General features: G+C 36.7%; 17 protein-coding genes. 10 read left to right on the plus strand and 7 right to left on the minus strand.

Annotation, left to right across the window (positions count from 1 at the left end):
* The 4 genes from FHR29_RS05660 to ruvB all read left to right on the plus strand — a co-directional run bounded on the left by FHR29_RS05660 (window position 1) and on the right by ruvB (window position 3,722).
* Entirely contained in the window at window positions 1-492 is a 492-nt protein-coding gene (locus FHR29_RS05660) for an NADH-quinone oxidoreductase subunit C (RefSeq protein WP_132768244.1), read from the plus strand.
* 24 nt (window positions 493-516) lie between these two features.
* The gene (locus tag FHR29_RS05665) at window positions 517-1,713 is read left to right on the plus strand and encodes an NADH-quinone oxidoreductase subunit D (RefSeq protein ID WP_132768242.1); all 1,197 of its coding nucleotides are present in this window, start codon (window positions 517-519) and stop codon (window positions 1,711-1,713) included.
* Window positions 1,714-1,952: 239 nt separating this feature from the next.
* Window positions 1,953-2,678, plus strand: coding sequence for a polyprenol monophosphomannose synthase (locus tag FHR29_RS05670; RefSeq protein WP_021188219.1), 726 nt, complete (start codon window positions 1,953-1,955; stop codon window positions 2,676-2,678).
* Window positions 2,679-2,699: 21 nt separating this feature from the next.
* Window positions 2,700-3,722, plus strand: a complete 1,023-nt coding sequence (gene ruvB, locus FHR29_RS05675) for a Holliday junction branch migration DNA helicase RuvB (protein ID WP_021188218.1) — start codon at window positions 2,700-2,702, stop codon at window positions 3,720-3,722.
* Between the two features lie 107 nt (window positions 3,723-3,829).
* On the opposite strand, the gene FHR29_RS05680 is transcribed toward ruvB, so the two are convergent.
* The 3 genes from FHR29_RS05680 to FHR29_RS05690 all read right to left on the minus strand — a co-directional run bounded on the left by FHR29_RS05680 (window position 3,830) and on the right by FHR29_RS05690 (window position 8,380).
* Complete coding sequence (locus FHR29_RS05680; RefSeq protein ID WP_183913003.1) at window positions 3,830-4,381, minus strand: hypothetical protein; 552 nt, start codon at window positions 4,379-4,381, stop codon at window positions 3,830-3,832.
* A 3-nt stretch (window positions 4,382-4,384) separates the two neighbouring features.
* Complete coding sequence (locus FHR29_RS05685; RefSeq protein ID WP_183913005.1) at window positions 4,385-6,871, minus strand: DPP IV N-terminal domain-containing protein; 2,487 nt, start codon at window positions 6,869-6,871, stop codon at window positions 4,385-4,387.
* Between the two features lie 90 nt (window positions 6,872-6,961).
* Window positions 6,962-8,380, minus strand: coding sequence for an ATP-dependent RecD-like DNA helicase (locus FHR29_RS05690; protein ID WP_037524810.1), 1,419 nt, complete (start codon window positions 8,378-8,380; stop codon window positions 6,962-6,964).
* Window positions 8,381-8,473: 93 nt separating this feature from the next.
* On the opposite strand from FHR29_RS05690, the gene FHR29_RS05695 reads away from it, so the two are divergent.
* From FHR29_RS05695 to coaD, 3 genes are read left to right on the plus strand one after another with little or no spacing between them, the layout of a single operon-like run.
* Window positions 8,474-9,271, plus strand: coding sequence for a DUF3822 family protein (locus FHR29_RS05695; RefSeq protein WP_132768232.1), 798 nt, complete (start codon window positions 8,474-8,476; stop codon window positions 9,269-9,271).
* Window positions 9,262-9,795 (plus strand): 16S rRNA (guanine(966)-N(2))-methyltransferase RsmD, encoded by a 534-nt coding sequence (rsmD, locus tag FHR29_RS05700; RefSeq protein WP_021188212.1) that lies wholly within the window; start codon window positions 9,262-9,264, stop codon window positions 9,793-9,795. The genes FHR29_RS05695 and rsmD overlap by 10 nt, the downstream gene beginning before the upstream one ends.
* A 3-nt stretch (window positions 9,796-9,798) precedes the next feature.
* Window positions 9,799-10,269, plus strand: a complete 471-nt coding sequence (coaD, locus tag FHR29_RS05705) for a pantetheine-phosphate adenylyltransferase (protein WP_132768230.1) — start codon at window positions 9,799-9,801, stop codon at window positions 10,267-10,269.
* 270 nt (window positions 10,270-10,539) lie between these two features.
* Here the strand turns inward: coaD and FHR29_RS05710 are convergent, their stop codons facing one another.
* Window positions 10,540-10,788: a hypothetical protein gene (locus FHR29_RS05710; protein WP_021188210.1), complete on the minus strand. Its 249-nt coding sequence runs from the start codon at window positions 10,786-10,788 to the stop codon at window positions 10,540-10,542.
* 85 nt (window positions 10,789-10,873) lie between these two features.
* A complete protein-coding gene (gdhA, locus tag FHR29_RS05715; RefSeq protein WP_021188209.1) occupies window positions 10,874-12,205 on the minus strand; it encodes an NADP-specific glutamate dehydrogenase in 1,332 nt (443 codons plus the stop codon).
* A 168-nt stretch (window positions 12,206-12,373) separates the two neighbouring features.
* Between gdhA and FHR29_RS26825 the strand changes: the two genes are divergently transcribed.
* The 3 genes from FHR29_RS26825 to FHR29_RS05725 all read left to right on the plus strand — a co-directional run bounded on the left by FHR29_RS26825 (window position 12,374) and on the right by FHR29_RS05725 (window position 18,337).
* Complete coding sequence (locus FHR29_RS26825) at window positions 12,374-12,685, plus strand: DUF6660 family protein (protein ID WP_409049524.1); 312 nt, start codon at window positions 12,374-12,376, stop codon at window positions 12,683-12,685.
* An 85-nt stretch (window positions 12,686-12,770) separates the two neighbouring features.
* On the plus strand, window positions 12,771-17,093 hold the full coding sequence (locus FHR29_RS05720; protein ID WP_183913007.1) for a CusA/CzcA family heavy metal efflux RND transporter: 4,323 nt from the start codon (window positions 12,771-12,773) through the stop codon (window positions 17,091-17,093).
* A gap of 5 nt (window positions 17,094-17,098) precedes the next feature.
* Window positions 17,099-18,337 (plus strand): efflux RND transporter periplasmic adaptor subunit, encoded by a 1,239-nt coding sequence (locus FHR29_RS05725; RefSeq protein ID WP_183913009.1) that lies wholly within the window; start codon window positions 17,099-17,101, stop codon window positions 18,335-18,337.
* Between the two features lie 66 nt (window positions 18,338-18,403).
* Here FHR29_RS05725 and FHR29_RS05730 read toward each other — a convergent pair whose 3' ends face one another.
* Window positions 18,404-18,745 (minus strand): HopJ type III effector protein, encoded by a 342-nt coding sequence (locus FHR29_RS05730; protein ID WP_183913011.1) that lies wholly within the window; start codon window positions 18,743-18,745, stop codon window positions 18,404-18,406.
* 40 nt (window positions 18,746-18,785) lie between these two features.
* Window positions 18,786-19,316: a YceI family protein gene (locus FHR29_RS05735; protein ID WP_031287132.1), complete on the minus strand. Its 531-nt coding sequence runs from the start codon at window positions 19,314-19,316 to the stop codon at window positions 18,786-18,788.
* Between the last annotated feature and the right edge of the window lie 96 nt (window positions 19,317-19,412).

Consider the following 19,412-nt stretch of genomic DNA (forward strand, 5'->3'; position numbering starts at 1 on the left):
ATGAATATACACGAAATTTCAAAATCAATAACTGCGCAGTTCGGGGAAGAGGCTATCGAAAAGATTGAGGAATCGGGTTTGCAGTCTGCTTTATTTGTTAATAAAGCATTTTTAGAACAAATCTGTTATTACCTGAGGGATCAAGAAGGCTTCTATTTTGATTTTTTAAATAATATTGCGGCAGTTGATTTAGGTGATGCTGGATTTTTGGTAACTTATCATATGACCTCTATACCATACCAACACACTTTGGTGTTAAAAGTTGCCGTTGCAAATGATCGTGATTTACAGCAATTACCCGAAGTACCATCGTTAGCCGCAGTGTGGAAAACTGCAGATTGGCATGAAAGGGAAGCTTTTGATCTCATGGGTATATTTTTCACGAATCATCCTGATCTTAGACGTATTCTACTCCCTGATGACTGGGAAGGATACCCCTTAAGAAAGGATTATCAAGACCCTGAAAGTTATCATGGCATAGCAATTAAATAAAATAAGAACTGGATAACCAAAAATATGTCGCATACGAAGTATACTGCAGCTTTAGAAAAATACCAACAACATTTAGATAGCATTGGCTCTCAAGAAATGATTATTAATATGGGCCCGCAACATCCATCTACCCATGGCGTGCTTCGGCTTCAATTGATTACAGATGGAGAGCTTGTAAAAGAAGTCATTCCACATTTAGGCTATTTGCATCGCTGTTTTGATAAACATGCGGAATCAATGAATTATGGTAAAAGTATTCCATTTACAGATCGTCTGGATTATTTATCATCGATGAATAATAGCCATGCATTTGTAATGGGGGTAGAGCGCATGCTCGGTATCGACGATAAAATACCAAAAAGAGTTGAATATATACGTGTTCTGGTCTGCGAATTAAATAGAATAGCATCGCACTTAATTGGTATCGGTACCTATGGAATTGATATAGGTGCATTTACGCCGTTTATGTGGTGTTTTAGAGATCGGGAGCATATCATGAATATGCTTGAATGGGTATCCGGTTCACGCATGCTCTATAATTACATTTGGGTTGGAGGCTTATTTTACGATTTACCGGTAGGTTTTGAAGAAAGGTGTGCTGAATTTGTAACTTATTTTAAACCAAAATTGGTCGAACTCGATGAACTGTTGACCGAGAACCAGATTTTCATATCCCGAACAGCAAATATTGGTGTGTTGCCTGCAGATGTCGCGATCAATTATGGTGTTTCTGGTCCGATGTTAAGAGCTTCAGGAATCAAATGGGATCTGAGAAGAATTGACGGTTATTCTGTTTATCCAGAAATTGATTTCGAAATCCCTGTTGGAAAAGGAGAGATGGGAGCGCTCGGAGATTGCTGGGACCGATACAAAATCCGGGTCGATGAAGTAAAAGAATCTGTTAAGATTATCGAACAATGTTTGGAAAGACTATTAAAAGAATTTCCGCGTACAGATACATTTGACCCACGAGCACTTGTACCTAAAAAGGTGAATTTAAAAGCACAGGACTATTATGTAAGAGCAGAAAATCCGAAAGGTGAATTAGGATTTTACTTTGTAACACAAGAAAAGACAGACATTCCTAAGCGTGTGAAAGCAAGAGGGCCGAGTTTTAACAATCTTTCCGTTTTACCTGAATTAGGAAAAGGAACCTTAATTGCGGATCTGATCGCTATATTAGGTTCTATGGACATCGTATTAGGCGAAGTCGATCGCTAATCGCTGTATTTGTAATTTTTGTGTTATCAAGACGCATCAACCCGCAAATTAGTTTGGTTTACCATTCCTTTATCCTATATTTGTAGTCTCATAATTTAAGTTTATAATTGGTTAATAAAAGTCTGCTATTGCAAAATAGTGGACTTTTTTATTTTGCAGAACACCTCATTATACCAATTAAACGCACGTCAAAATCCCAATAAAATTAGTAACTTTACCACACACAAAATGTTTTTAAAGTGGCCGATAGTTTAGTTATCATACCTACATATAACGAGAAAGAGAATATTGAAAAAATAATTCGCAAAGTATGCTCACTCTCAGTACCTTTTCATATTTTAATCGTTGATGATGGTTCTCCAGATGGGACTGCACAAATCGTAAAATCGCTTGAAGCGGAATTCAGAGGACGTTTGTTCATGGAGGAACGCAAAGGGAAATTAGGACTTGGCACTGCTTATATCCATGGTTTTAAATGGGCATTAGCACGAGAATATGAGTTTATTTTTGAAATGGACGCAGATTTTAGCCATAATCCTGAAGATCTAATTCGTTTAAGACAAAGTTGCTTAGATGGTGCAGATATGAGTATCGGATCTCGTTATATCAAAGGGGTCAATGTCGTTAATTGGCCGATGAATAGGGTTTTGATGTCCTATTTCGCATCTGTTTATGTACGGTTTATCACCGGAATCAATATCCAAGATGCTACAGCCGGTTTTGTGTGTTTTAGACGGAAAGTTCTTGAGCGTATACCGCTTGATAAAATTCGATTTGTGGGCTATGCCTTTCAGATAGAAATGAAATTTACGGCGATACAATATAAGTTTAATGTGGTCGAAGTACCGATTATTTTTACAGACCGGACAGAAGGTACTTCAAAAATGAGTACCAGTATTTTTAAAGAAGCTTTTTTTGGTGTTATTCAACTAAAGATTTCAAGTTGGACGCGAAAGTATAATTAAATTGAAGAAAGGAAAGCGTAAATGAATGAACACTTAGATCCAAATGCGGAAAACTTAAGTCATACAGACAGAGACATTGAACGTGTATTGCGACCTCAGGCTTTTGAGGACTTTACGGGACAGGAGAAAATTTTAGAGAATCTTAATATTTTTGTTAAGGCTGCAAAATTAAGAGGCGAGTCTTTGGATCATGTATTACTTCATGGCCCCCCAGGATTGGGTAAAACGACACTTTCCAATATTATCGCCAATGAGATGGGCGTAGGTATTAAAATTACTTCAGGACCCGTTCTGGATAAACCCGGTGACCTGGCGGGATTACTGACCAATCTGGAAGAGGGTGACGTCTTGTTTATAGATGAAATCCACCGGTTAAGCCCGATTGTTGAAGAATACCTCTATTCAGCAATGGAAGACTTCAAGATCGATATCATGTTGGAGACCGGACCAAATGCACGATCTGTGCAAATATCGCTTAACCCATTCACCTTAATTGGAGCAACAACACGTTCAGGACTATTAACATCTCCATTACGTGCGCGATTTGGGATTAATGCGCGATTACAATATTACGACGTTAAGTTATTGACCACCATAGTACTGAGATCTGCAGATATCCTAAAAACACCCATTACAGATGAAGGTGCCTATGAAATTGCAAGAAGAAGCAGAGGAACACCGCGTATAGCCAATGCCCTGTTGAGAAGAACACGGGATTTTGCACAAATAAAAGGAACAGGTTCTATTGAGCGAGAGATAGCAAAATATGCACTTAATGCCCTAAACGTGGATGAAAATGGTTTGGATGAAATGGATAATCGTATTCTGACCACCATCATAGATAAATTCAAAGGAGGTCCTGTTGGTTTAAAAACCATTGCTACTGCCGTAGGAGAAGATGAAGGTACAATTGAAGAAGTTTATGAACCTTTTCTTATTCAAGAAGGTTATTTAATGCGAACTTCGAGAGGGAGAGAATGTACTGAAGCTGCTTTTAGACACCTAGGGCGAGCATATTCACATAAAGGTAATACACTATTTTAGCGCTAGAGTTATCTGAAAAATAGTAATTAAATGCTATGATGATGGTGGACATCTCTAAAATCTTGAAGATAAGAGAGCGAAAGCAAGTCATAGCATTTTAGTTTAACCTATTTGATGTACTTTTTCAAAATTTTCAAACTCCTGCTTTTAATCGCTGGAGTAGGGTTTATTCTCAATAAATATTCGACCTGTGCATAAAGTTCTTCTTTAACCCACGCATATTTTTTACTCATTTGATCTAAAATATCCATGCAATTTGCAGCTACAGCAACCGGACAACTTGGATCAGTTAACCATTTGAAAGAGACGTCAATTATGCAATCATATTCTTCATCAGACAAGCGGATATGATTTACTTTTGGAGAGGTGATGTACATTAATACTTTGCTATAACTTCTAGCGCAGCTCCAATTATTTAAATCTGTCAGATTTTTAATCAGCATTTGGTAGTTACTCTTGTCAAGCAAGGCTTTATCTTTTAAAACAATGGTCTCGAACATCCAGGCGCTTCTAAAGGCAAGTTGCTTATCCGCTTCATATGTAGACAGCGCCAAAAGATCAAGTAAAGATAATCCTTGTAAAATATCCAAAGAAAAATCCGCTACCTGATACTGAGTATAGATAGCGGAAAAAATTTCTAATTTTTGTTTTGTAATCATTGATTATCTACTCAACGGTATTTCTCTATTCATTTCAGTCATATTGACTTCTTCAATTTTTGAATCACCGATTAGGTATTCTGCAAAATAGTCACCCATTTTCCAGAAAAAATATTCTGTCATATCACCAAATCCGTGACGTTGACCAGGTAAAAGCAAGAAGTCAAAACGCTTATTTGCTTTGATTAAAGCGTTCACCATTCTAATAGAATTAGCCGGGTGTACATTATTATCAATATCACCAGTTGCAATCAGAAGCTTACCTTTAAGATTTTTTGCTAAGTCTGTATTTTTATCGATCTGATAAGCAAATGTAGTATCGCCTTTGGCACTAATTTTCTCCGTTACACCATGATGTCTTTCACTCCACCATCTGTTGTAGATGTTATTTTCATGATTTCCAGCACCAGAAACAGCTACTTTGAAGAAATCAGGATATACCAACATTGCTGCAGTTGACATAAATCCACCACCCGAATGTCCTGTAATTCCAACACGGTTGATATCAATAAACTTGTAGCGGTCTGCCAATTGTTCAGCAGCGGCCTTTTTATCTTCCAATCCATAATCCCTTAAGTTACCATAGCCAAATGTATGGTACCATTGTGATCGAGCAGGATGACCACCACGGTTACCCACTGTAATGACAATCATGCCAAATTGTGCTAAGCGGTCAATTCTATCCATGCTTCTACCAAAAGACTGATTTACAGCCTCCGTTTGTGGTCCAGGATAGATATATTCCACAATGGGATAAGTTCTGGTGCTATCAAAATCAAATGGTTTATACATAACACCATATAGATCAGTAATACCGTCACCAGCTTTTACTTTAAATGGTTGCGGAAACTTATAACCAGCAGCAAAAAGTAAAGATAGATCCGCCTTTTCTAAGGTCATTAATTTCTTACCATTTGTATGGTATAAAGCGATTTCTGGAATCGTATTTACCCTAGAAAAATTATTAACAAAGTAACGAGAACTTTCACTGACATCAACCTGATGATCAAAGTTTCCTGGGTTTAATAATTTTAGATTTCCACCATTAAAGCCCACACTGTAGTGATGTAAATAATACGGATCTTCATTTTTTTCTCGACCATTAGCCGTGAAATACAACGTTCTTGTTGCCATATCAGATCCTGTAATTTCTTCACAATTGAAAGATCCACTTGTCAACTGCTGTTTCAAATTACCTTGATTATCATACAGGTAAAAATGTCCCCAGCCATCACGTTGTGACCAATGGATAAACTCAGCACCATTATTAATTAATAAAGGCTTTTTGATATCCTGATAAACGTTAGACCTCTCTTCAACTAACACTTTAATTGATCCGTCTATATTAACCTTAACCAAATCGATACGTTTCAAATCACGGCTAGAACGTGCGATGTAAAATGCGTCATTTGACCCTAACCAGTAATTGATAAAATAATCACCCTTGTAGCTATTTTTATCTGTGGTTTTAGACCAATTACTTATCGTTTGATTTTTAAAAGCATCAACTTTTATCTGTTTGTAAGTTTTATCAGAAGCCTTGAAGATGAACATTTGAGTTTCCGTAGAATCTATTTCACCTGGCATCTGGTATTTATAGGTCTCTAAAGTAGGACGTTTACTTCCTACGTTATTAATCACCCATAACGGGTTTAAACTTCTGTTATCTTTACGTGTAATAACAAAATGCTTACCATCAGGAGACCAGTTCATCCATACACGCTTGCGCTTCACAAGATCTTCATCTTTCTTATCGTCGCCTGTAGTGGTGCTATATTCATCACCCGCCCAAGCATAATATTGTACGCCATCTTTAGTGATCTGATGTTCTACAATTGTTGAATCTTTTTCATTCTTAACCGCTTTTTCATAATTGGCGCGATCCATCCAGTACAAATTAAAGTCCTTAGCAAAGTAGACGGTATTGGTATCAGGAGAGAAGGTTGCCCATGATAGAGGCTGTTTCTCTTTTGATTTATCGCTTAGCTCAATGACTTTCTGTGTTGCCAGATCATATTCCAGATAGAAAAGCTTCTTTTTTATCGTGTCAGTTTTCACTTTCAGCTTCTCAATCTCTTCTTTTGACTTTACTGTATCTTTAGTACTGGCAACCTCAAATCTGATTTTCTTCTCATCTTTTGTAAATCTTAAATTCTGAAGAGACAGATGTTGAGCGTCAAATGGATTTTTTACAATCTTCGTAATTTGTGCCGCTAATTTTTCATTATCGAAAAGTGTTTCTTTTTTATTGGCAGCAGGATCCACTAAGTACCAGTTTTTTCCTTGAGGTGTAGTGAAATCGTACCAGAAGCGATCAGAAAAGTTTATCCAATTTGGTTTAACCGTAGTAGAAAAAATCATTTTCTTAAGCCTATCTGGCGAAAATTTTGACGCTAACAGGTAGTTTGCTTTAGGTGGTGAGGTTGATTCTTGGGCTGTAGCATAAAAACATGATAGCAACAGTCCTAAGAATAAGTAAATCTTATTCATTCTTTAGTTTTATGTGAAATTTATAAATCAAAAGTATTAAGTAATCACATGAGAAAGAAGCAAGTCTTGTAAAATTTTAGTTAAAGAGCCCTAAGAGTAGAACTTTTCATTAAAATTGACTAAAAAGAGCTCTTCTGTAGCCCGGGTAATTCCAGTATATAGCCACCTTAAAAACTCGGTAGTCAACATTTCATCTGTCAAATAGCCTTGGTCGACAAAAACAGCTGGCCATTGTCCACCCTGAGCCTTGTGACAGGTAATCGCAAAAGCAAATTTTATCTGTAAGGCATTATAATAGGGATCTTTCTTAATCGCTTCCAGTCGATCCTGTTTTAAGAAAATATCTTCGTAATCCAGCGCCACTGCCTCGTACAGTTTTTTCTGTTCCTCATAAGGAAGATTAGGGCTGTCTGTATAGAGACTATCCAGAATAACACGGCATGTTATTGGTTCTTGATTTTGAGTATCCATAAATTCAAGAGTAATATCCGCAAACCGAAATCCATGTTGCTCATGCACGTTGCTTACTTTTCTTATTTTCGCCATATCACCATTAGCAATGAAGCCATTTTCAATCCCATTATCTTGAAGCCAAAAATAATTATTGCGTACGACCATGATATGATCTCCACCTGTAATCTCCTCGTCTCGAAATAGAATCTGGTTACGGATATGCTGATTGTATAAGTTAGCAGACTTATTGGAACGACAGATTATCATTGTATTTTCGATTCCGAACTTATCATATGCATAATTAATTCCCTCAATTAAACGTTCACCTGTCATTCGGTAAATATCTTTAAATCCATTTGTTATGAATTTAGGGAAAGGGTAGGTGCCTTCCAGCTCTTCAAGATTTATTTCCTGCCGGATCTTTGTCGCATTAAAAAGAATTCCAGAACTTTTCTGTTGCCGAACAACATCTGTCAATTCGAAGGTATAAGGATGAAAATAAAATTCATGCTCTAAATAAGCCGGATTAAGAGCAGGGCTTTCCCACAGACCCACCGGCGGTAGCTGGGCGGTATCACCCACAAACATGATCGAACAGTTTTTACCGCTTCGTACATATTTCACAAGATCGTCCAATAAGCTTTTCGAAAACATGTTGACGCTTTCATTCGATATCATGGAAGATTCATCGATAATAAATAATGTATCTTCATGCAGGTTTTCAGCTAAAGTGAAATCCAGCTGAAAAGAAACCGCATTTTTCTTACGGTATATTTTCTTGTGGATGGTCAGTGCAGGTCTACCCGAATAGAAACTCATTACTTTTGCCGCTCGACCCGTCGGAGCAAGCAAGACCGCTTTCTTCTTGATATAGGGAAGGGTTTTCACTAGAGCGGAAATGATCGTTGTTTTACCTGTTCCGGCATAGCCCTTTAATACAAAACAATCTTGCGTATGAAAAGAACTCAGAAATTGAGCTAACAGTTCAAAAACAGAATTTTGTTGCGGAGTCGCTGTCCAAGGAAAGCGTTGGATCAATAAATCTTTAATAAGCACCATCAAAGTTATCTAAAAGGTTTGTCTTATCGTTTAGAAAAGTTAATTTTGTTAGGTTGTACAATTTAATAATTGAATTTGGAAAGCATAAATATGAATTATATATCGGAGAAGTTTAATATCCATTTTTTGCCAGAATACACCTTATCTGCGAAAGCGGGTTTTAGCAAAGATGTAATTGCAGTTACGGACAAGCAGTTAAATCTGAATCTGTTGCTAGAATATGACGCCGAAAACCCAAAATTGGATGCTACTCAAATCCTAAGTTTACCTTTTCGATATGTTAAGGTGGTCATTCCTCATCAAAGTTTAACATTCATTCCTAAGGAGGTTTTTCAAGAAGATCGATTAAGCGAATATGCACCATACTTGGTAGAACATGTTCCCAATCATATTCACACCTATGAAATGAAAAATTTGGGAATTGTTGCCGTGTTTGAATACGATCTCATCTTATATAATAGATGGAAAGCGCTTTTCCCTGATGCAGAAATTTTCCCTGAGTTCTGCATTATATTAGATCAGGCCCAAGATCTTGTTCCAATTAGAGGTTCCGTTTTAGGTGTACATTTTGTATCCGATCATTTGGTAGATTTATACTTGTTTCAAAATGGGCAATTTATGTTGTATAATTCTTTTGATGTGCATTTTGCAGATGATTTAAATTACTACATTTTAAATATTATACAACAATTTTCACTAACTGATCAGGTTTCTAAAGTATTGATATCAGGCGAAATACCTAATGATACCTATCGTAAATGTTTAGAAAGATATTCGACAACCATAGCGCACTTAGAATCTAAAAGTAAGGCTCATATCAATAAGGATATCGAAGGAATCAATTTTAAAAAATATAATACATTATTTGACGCGATACTATGCGAATAATAGGAGGGCAATATGGTGGTATACGTCTTAATCCACCCACAAACTTACCAGTAAGACCAACTACAGACATCGCAAAAGAGGCTTTGTTTAATATTCTACAAAACCGACTGGATTTTGATGAACTGAATTGTTTAGATTTATTTGCAGGTACTGGTAATATCAGTTTTGAATTAGCTTCTCGATACGCAGCTTCAGTTGAATCAGTAGACCTGCATTTTAAATGCGTTCAATATATTACGGATACAGCAAAGAAAATGAACATATCCACTATAAAAGCTAAAAAAGCAGATGTATTCAAGTATATTCAAACAGCCAAAGGTAAGTTTGATTTTATCTTTGCTGATCCACCATATGATATTCCAAAACTGCCGCAGCTGGCACACCTTATTTTAGATAGCGGACTTTTGGATAAAGAAGGCTTATTGATTATTGAACATCCTTCCACCCGGGAAATGGATCCACATCCAAATTTTATTGAAAAACGGAAGTATGGATATTCATCATTTTCATTTTATACTATTTAAATTATGAAGATTGCGGTTTTTGCAGGATCCTTTGATCCTTTTACATTAGCACATCAAGACTTAGTGGAGCGTGCTTTACCTCTTTTTGATAAGATTTATATCGCAGTTGGAGTAAATAGTGCCAAACAAGGCTTATTAACTGTAGAAGACAAGTTATATACGATCCAGGCTGTTTTCAAAGATCATCCGGCAATTGAAATCGTTTCATTTGAAGGGTTAACGATTAATTTCTGTAAAAAGGTCGGCGCGAATTTCTTGCTAAGAGGACTTCGCAATACTGCTGACTTTGAATTTGAAAATAGCATTGCACAAAACAATTTATTGTTAGCTCCGCAGATCGAAACTTATTTCTTGATGAGCAGGAGTGGACTTGCCCATATCTCTTCGACTATCGTTCGGGATGTCTGGAAAAATAAGGGCTCCATTGCTCAAATGGTTCCGCCCGAAATAGATGATTTTTTGAAAAATAAATAGCTAACGTACAAAGAAAAAGGATATCCAGTCGGATATCCTTTTTTTTGTTAAAAGCACTTATTTATTAAACCAAATTATATTTTGCGGTCTTGTGTAGCTATTTGTTTTACAATGCTTTACATAGATTACATATACTCAAGGTACAACTAAATTAGCTATGTTGTAGAAAATACTGAAATACGCCTACCTTATGACCAAATTTAATTTTGTTTTAGATGTTATCAATTTCTAATGAATTGATAATAAGTGATTTGTATCAAATTTATTAACCTATGAATCATATCGATCAAAGGCAACAATAAAGGATTTACGCATGATACTGAAGTGGTTTAACACTTCCGCGATAAAGGTTTCATCCAGTAATTCGAAGACACCATTCACACCGCCTACGATATCGGTTTCTGCAATCTTATATGACTGTTCCAATGTCCCTTGTTCAAACTTAATGATGAATTTTTGATTCATACCAAAGATGGATATCTTACAATCAGGATGTGGTAATTCTGCTAATATTCTCATGTTGCTATTTTTTACAAAGTAAATAAAAAAACGGTTAATCCCACTTAGGGATTAACCGTTTATATGGAAAAAATACAACGTTAAATTAAACGATGCCTTGTTCAGTCATTGCTCGGGCAACTTTCAGGAATCCCCCAATATTTGCACCTTTTAAATAATTGATGTAATTTTTGTCATGACCATATTTAACACAAGTTTTGTGAATATTAACCATGATATCTTTTAGTTTACAATCGACTTCTTCTTTAGTCCATTGTTGGCGAATAGAATTTTGCGACATTTCTAAGCCAGATACAGCTACACCCCCTGCATTAGCAGCTTTCCCTGGTGCAAAACTAATTTTCGCATCGTGGAAGACTTTGATAGCTTCTGCTGTTGAAGGCATATTAGCACCTTCCGCTACACATTGACAGCCATTAGCAATTAATGTTAACGCATCCTCTTTTGTTAGCTCATTTTGAGTAGCACAAGGTAGTGCAATATCACATTTAAACGCCCAAGGCTTTTTGTCTGTAAAATACTTTGCATTCGGATATTTAACCACATATTGATCTAAATCACGTCCGATAGTTCCGATGTACGCTAATTTTTCAGAAGTAATTCCTTCTTCATCATAGATTGTTCCTTGACTATTTGATAGCGTAATTACCGTAGCACCTAATTGGATTGATTTCTCAGCAGCGTAATACGCTACATTTCCAGCACCTGAAATAGCAACGATTTTGTCTTTTAAATCCTGATTATTGAAATCATAGATGCATTCAACAAAATAAAGCAAACCATAACCAGTAGCCTCCGGTCTCGTGTAAGATCCACCCCAAGAACTTCCTTTACCTGTTAATACGCCTGTAAATGCATTTTGCAATCTTTTATACTGGCCAAATAAATAACCAATTTCTCGTGTTCCAACGCCGATATCTCCAGCTGGTACATCTGTATCCGGACCGATATGTCTAAACAGCTCGGTCATAAAGCTTTGACAGAAACGCATGATTTCAGCATCTGACTTACCTTTCGGATTAAAATCTGCACCGCCTTTACCGCCACCTATAGGTAAACCTGTTAAACTATTTTTGAACACCTGTTCAAAAGCTAAAAATTTTAAGATACTTAAGTTGACAGAAGGAGCAAAACGTAATCCACCTTTATATGGACCTATAGAGCTACTCATCTGCACGCGGTAACCTCTATTGATTTCAACCTCGTTCTTGTCATTTAACCAAGCAACGCGAAAAGAAATAACGCGCTCAGGTTCAACTAATCTTTCTAAGATTTTCAGCTTAAGTAATTCTGGATGACTTTTAGAAATAAATGGAATTAAATCCTCTGTAACTTCTTGTACAGCTTGTAGAAATTCTGGTTCATTCGGATTGCGTTTCTCAACGTAATTTATGAATTCGTTAAAAGTGTTTGACATGTATTATAGTAAATTTTCCCTTTTGAATTGCTAATATATAAAAATTAATCTTATTTCATTACATTTTTTTTATAAAAACTTGCAGTTATGTGTGAAAATTAAAAATAGCCGTTTAATTTCATATTCTTGATTAATTTATTATTTTTGTAGTAGATTCAATCGATAAATTTGAAGATATTCGTCTATATATTATGCTTATACTTCATCGGGTTAACGATGGTTCCTTGTGCAGACCAAGTGCAGGAGGCCACCGCTATACACATAACCGGAACGCAAGATAAGGGTCATTCTGATGAACATCAGGACTATTGCTCACCTTTTTGCATCTGCTCTTGTTGTTCTACTGTATTGAATATCGAACAAACAAATACCATTTCCTTTATTATAGTATTACTAGAATCAAAACGAAAAATTGCGTACGAAACCAATTTATATTCGTTTGATTACTCTAGTATTTGGCAACCGCCCCAGCTCGCATAATTTTACGATAAAGTCTTAATTGACTACTTTTCATTCGCTTATCTTCATGATGAGCATTTTGTATAGCTATTTTAAGTAAAATATTATGTTGAACGCAATCATCAGGTTCAGTATCCGTAATAAAATTATTATCGGACTCTTTACACTGATATGGATCGTCTGGGGACTATGGAGTGCATTGCACATTCCCATAGATGCTAATCCAGATATTACCAATAATCAAGTACAAATAATCACAAGTTCTCCGGCCTTAGCAACGCAAGAGGTGGAGCAATTCGTCACATATCCGATCGAACAAAAATTAACAAATCTACCGGATCTGGTAGAATTACGTTCGATATCCAGATTTGGACTTTCAGTTGTTACCGCAGTTTTTGACGATGATGTCAATATTTATTTTGCAAGGCAATTGATCAGCGAAAAACTGCAGGAAGCAAAGGAAAATATACCGGAAGGTCTCGGAAGTCCAGAATTAGCGCCGATTAGTACGGGACTTGGTGAAATTTATCAGTATGTTATTCATCCTGCAAAAGGGGCTGAATCAAAGTATACTGCCACAGATCTCAGAACAATGCAAGACTGGATTATCGCCAGACAACTATATGGAACGCCTGGTGTTGCTGAAGTCAATAGTTTTGGTGGAAAACTAAAACAGTATGAAGTTGCTGTTAATCCTTATAAATTAAAAGCTACCGGTGTCGGAATCAATGAAATATTTGCAGCCCTGGAAGAAAATAATCAAAACACAGGTGGCGCATATATAGATAAAAAACCCAGTGCTTATTTTATACGGGGTATTGGTCTTTTGACATCCATGGAAGATATCGGCAATGTTGCTGTAAAAAATAAAAATGGCTTCCCTATTTATATTAGGGATGTCGCAGAAGTACGTGAAGGTGCTGCAGTACGCTATGGTGCACTGACTTATAATGGAGAAAAAGAAGCCGTAGGCGGCATTGTTATGATGCTAAAAGGCCAGAACTCCGCAGAAGTAGTCGCAGCAGTAAAGGAAAAACTCGAAAGAATTAAACAATCTCTACCTCAAGATGTTGTAGTTGAAGCTTTTTCAGACCGAACAGATCTGGTTAATCGTGCTATTGGAACGGTTGAGAAAAATTTGATTGAAGGTGCCCTGATCGTCATTTTTGTTTTAGTCATTTTTCTAGGAAACCTGAGAGCAGGCTTAATTGTAGCTTCGGCAATTCCATTATCAATGCTGTTTGCATTAGGAATGATGCGTTTATTTGGTGTAAGTGCCAACCTTATGAGTCTGGGCGCTATCGATTTCGGTTTAATTGTCGATGGCTCCTTAATTGTCGTGGAGGCAACTATGCATCATCTGGGGCTTAGAAAAAGTAAGCATGTCCTGAATCAGGCTGAGATGGATGAGGAAGTATACCAATCATCTTCAAAAATCAGAAATAGCGCCGCATTTGGTGAAATTATTATCCTCATTGTCTATATACCCATATTAACACTGGTAGGGGTCGAAGGGAAAATGTTTGGCCCTATGGCGCAAACCGTTAGCTTTGCCATTATAGGAGCGCTATTATTATCACTTACCTATATACCGATGATGAGTGCACTGTTTTTATCCAAAAAGCCTCACCACAAAATTACTTTCGCCGATAAGATGATGGCCAAATTGCAACAATGGTATGCACCATTAGTTCAAAAGGCTGTCCGCATAAGAAGAACACTATTATTATTAACAGTAGCACTCTTAGGTTTTTCCGGCTTCCTATTTAGTAAAATGGGCAGTGAATTTATACCGCAATTACAAGAAGGAGATTATGCATTTCATTGTATTTTACCACAAGGATCTTCACTCTCGCAGAGTATAGAAACATCCATGCAGGCTGCGAAAATTATTAAAAAATTTCCCGAAGTAAAAATTGTTGTAGGCAAAACAGGTAGTGCCGAAATCCCGACAGATCCAATGCCGCCCGAGGCAACAGATATGATTATCACCTTGAAACCAATGTCAGAATGGAAATCCGGGGATACATATACGGGACTAGCAGAGCGCATGCTTGATTCACTTTCCGTCATTCCAGGTGTATTCTTTGAAGCATCGCAGCCTATTCAGATGCGATTTAATGAATTGATGACAGGTGTGAGACAGGACGTTGCCATAAAAATATTTGGTGAAAATATAGACTCACTTGCAACGATTGCAAGTCGTGTAGGTCAAGTTGTACAAAGTGTTGAAGGAGCTTCAGCACCACAGATTGAACGTACAACAGGGCTACCACAGATCTCGATTGTTTACAACAGAACACAGTTAGCCCTGCACAACGTAACAGTCAAGGACTTAAATAAAGTTATTGCTATGTCTTTCGCTGGCACAAGCACAGGATCGATATATGAGAATGAAAGGAAATTCGACCTTGTTGTTCGTTTAGATAGCGCATATAAAACGTCAATGGCCGATGTTGAAAACCTACCAGTCTTAACTGGGGATGGAGATCAGATTCCATTGAGCCAACTGGCAACCATTAGTATAAAAGATGGCCCTGCACAGATCAGCAGAGAATCAGGGAAGAGGCTTGTCGTGATCGGATTTAATATAAAAGAGCGCGATGTTACTTCAGTAGTAAATGAGATTCAGGAAAAACTGACAAAGATGGATGTGATGCCAACAGGTTACTACTATACTTTCGGTGGGACATTTGAAAATCTAAATGCAGCTTCTAAAAGATTAGCACTGGCAGTCCCGGGCGCATTGTTGCTTATCTTTATATTACTTTACCTGACTTTTAGGTCAATTAAAGAATCCTTACTAATTTTCACAGCCATACCTATGAGTGCAATAGGTGGAGTATTTGCACTATTAATCCGCGATATGCCTTTTAGTATTTCCGCAGGTGTAGGGTTTATAGCATTATTTGGAGTAGCTGTACTGAATGGTATTGTTTTAATTTCCACATTTAATCAATTGGAGAAGGAAGGAATTTCCAATGTATTTGAGCGGGTATGGGAAGGGACAAAAATTCGACTCAGACCAGTGTTGATGACTGCGACAGTGGCTTCATTAGGGTTTTTACCAATGGCTCTAAGTACGGGAGCTGGAGCAGAAGTACAAAAACCGTTGGCAACAGTTGTCATAGGAGGTTTGTTGTCTGCAACCTTTTTGACACTTTTTGTATTACCTTGTTTATATGTCTTATTTTTTAATACTAAGAAAATGAAAATAGGGAAATCGACAATCATAACATCATTAGTGCTGGCTTTCTTATCACTTTCTACAATAAGTTTAGCGCAAGAAAATCCAAAAAGGATTCAATTGGAAGAAGCTATAGCACAAGCTTTGGACGCCAATCTCAATTTTAAAAACACGGCATTAGAACTTGAAAAATCACAGATTGACCAACAGAAATCTTTCGATGGCAAAACAGGAATTTTTGTAGAGAATGAAGATTTCTCCCCTTTAGAGCCAAATGGATTATGGAAAGTTGGGTTAAGTCAAGATTTCGCCTGGCCAGGGTTTTATAAGGCTAGAAAAGAATTTTTAAAAAAGAATGCCCAAATGGTTTTGGAGCAAAGAGAAGATGCGAAAAAACAACTGATAAGGGATGTATCTTTAAATTACTATCAGCTTATTTATCTAGAAGCTAGACAAGCTTTCTTTCTACAGCTGGATAGTACCCATCAAAAATTATTTGAATCCGCAAAACTTCGGGTAAAAACAGGGGAAGCCGCCGGTTTGGAGCAGATGGCAGCAGAAACAAAATGGCAAGAAAATAAAACCATTATGCTACAAAATGAGCAGGATTTAGCCATTGCCGCACAAAACTTCAGCGTTTTATTAAATAACAACAACTTGATTTTACCGATCAAGAGTGCGCTGCAAAAAATAAGTGCTTTTCAATTGCCAGATTCAATAGGTGATCATCCTTTGCTTAAAATACAGCAGAAATCGATAGAGATGGCTGAAGCAAATACCAAAATGGAGCAAAAAACCAAGTTGCCAGATTTTTCTGGTAGAGCTTTCTCCCAAAAACTTTGGGGACAACGGAATCCTGTTACCGGTATATCACTAACGATGAATATGCCTTTATTCTCTAATAAATATCACCATAATAAAGTTAAAATAGCTGAATTGGAGACGGCAATAGAAAGACAAGAATTGGAGCAGCTGAAAATAAGCCTTACAGCGCAACAAGGTAATGCAAAGAAGGAAATCACCAAAAATGAGAAGCAATTGCAGTTTTATGAACAATCAGGATTAAAGCAATCCGAGGGCATTATGAAAGCTGCCAATTTAGCCTATCAAAGTGGTGAAATCAGTTACGCAGATCTTATCCAATTTCTATCACAGTCCATTGATATAAAAATAAATTACCTAACAGCTTTGAATGCGTACAATCAAAGTGTGATTCAATATCAATATTACCATTCAAATTAAGTATCATGAAACTAAAGTTTTTAATTCGATATAGTTTATTTTTTGCTAGTAGCGTAATCGCTCTAGGATGTCAAACCAATACTTCAACTGAAAAACAGCAAACAGAAGAGAAAGGGGAGCAAGAGCATGAGGAAGAGGCGCTTACATTGACAGCAGCCCAAGAAAAGCAGGTAGGATTAACCTATGCAAATTTATCCTATCAGATGCTAAGTAATGGCTTAGTACTCAATGGTGTGCTTGATGTGCCGAATGATAAAAAAGCCTACGTGACATCTGTATATGGTGGAGTCTTGGAAGAACTTTACGCTAGACCGGGAGATTTTGTTAAGAAAGGACAGATTTTAGGAAAAGTGCTCAATCCAGATCTGATTAAAATGCAAGAGCAATTACAACTGATTAACAATCAGATTTCATTAACTCAGATTGAAGTCAACCGTCAGAAGGAATTAGTAGAAGGAAACGCTGCACCTTTAAAAAAGCTACAGCAAGTTGAGGTCGAACTAGCCAATTTGAAAGCTCAAAAGAACAGTTTGTCACGACAGCTGTCATCCGGAGGAGGGTCTTTGCACATTTCTTCACAAATTACGATTAAGGCGCCAATCTCGGGAGTGGTGGCTTCGATTCAAGGATTGATTGGAACGCGTATCGAGGCGTCTTCGCCAATTTTAGAAATTGTCAATAATGATGCATTGCATGTGGATATGTATGTATATGAAAAAGATTTCTCAAAAGTGAAAAAAGGGCAAAAAATTCTATTTTCTCCTGTTAACAACGCTAATGCTTCATATGAAGCAAAAATAGATCAGCTCGGACAGGCTTTTGAAAAAGAGACCAATGCAATCGCAGTTCATGCCCAGGTTTTAGGCAACAAAGAAGGACTTATTAATGGCATGCAGGTTCAAGGTACAGTTGTTATTGGAGATGAAAAATCACTTGCTGTTCCCACAGATTGTATTGTAAGTGCCGAAGGTAAAGATTACATTTTCATATTAAAGGAAGACCATAAAGCACATGGATCAGAACCAAAAGAAGCTGATACCCATAGTCACGAAGATCATGCGGACCACAACCATGGAGAAGTAGGTAACGAATATGAAAGAGTTCCGGTTGTTAAAGGAGTTTCCTCAAGAGGATATACCGCAATTACTCCTATAAAAGAATTAGATGAACATACGAAGATTGTTCAAAAAGGGGCATTCTTTTTATTAGCCAAAATGACTAATTCCGGAGAACATTCGCATTAATCAATGACAAGTTCCAAGTTTTATTGCATAAAAAAAGCCGTTATGAAAATAACGGCTTTTTTATTATCAGGCCTCTAATTTCAGCGTTAAAACAACACCGCTAAACGATACGCCATCCCAGCCACTAATCATAAATTGACGTATGTTTTGATGATTATCACCATCAGGATCATTTAAAACAGCCTCATAATGTTCCGCAAATAGGGCAAGAGTCTGATCTTTATCTAAATTGTTTAAACTAGCACAAGCAAGAATCTTTGCACTGCCTTGATTTTCCGTCTCTTGATTTACTTGATTTCCATTCGTAAATGCAGTAGGGGTGTGCTCATAACGAGCTGCTATGTAGTTCAAAACATCTGAAAAAATAATTTCTTTATTCGCCAGTTTTGCCAAAAGTTCGTGTGCCATTTTGATACAGTATTTAATTTACACACGCAAAATAATAAATTTATTGCTCTTTATTGAGTAACAATTGAATTGAAATATCAATATCTTCATCAATCAAGAGACTATTGGCCTCTAAAACTGAATTATATTTCATATCAAATTCCCATCGGCTCACTTTTCCGGTCACCTCAAATGAAATTTTTTCCTGACCTTGTGGATCAATTATTTTACCATTATATTCCACTTGTAGCTCCACCAATTTTGTATGACCATGCATGGTTAAATGGCCTTCCAATCTAAATTTCTCACCCTTAATCTTTTTAAAACTAGTGGATTTAAATGAGATTGTCGGGTATTGTGCTGTATCAAAGAAATCAGCACTTTTCAAATGTTTATCTCTTTCTTCCACATTTGTATTGATACTGTTTGCATCAATATTAAATTGTATAGAGGCTTCTTTAAAATGCTCACCCCATTCAGCGAAACCGTTAAAAGTGTTAAAACTTCCTCTAATAGAGGCTATTACCAAATAAGTAATACGAAATTGTACCGAGGAGTGGGCAGAGTCTATAATCCATTTTGATTTTTTCATACGATTTACACATTTACAGATACATTGATGATCTAATTTACAAAATAAAAGCATGATATTCAATAGCATATAACGGTATTATGAATCGAAAAGAAT

The organism is Sphingobacterium sp. JUb56, from assembly GCF_014191365.1.
Lineage (GTDB): Bacteria > Bacteroidota > Bacteroidia > Sphingobacteriales > Sphingobacteriaceae > Sphingobacterium > Sphingobacterium anhuiense.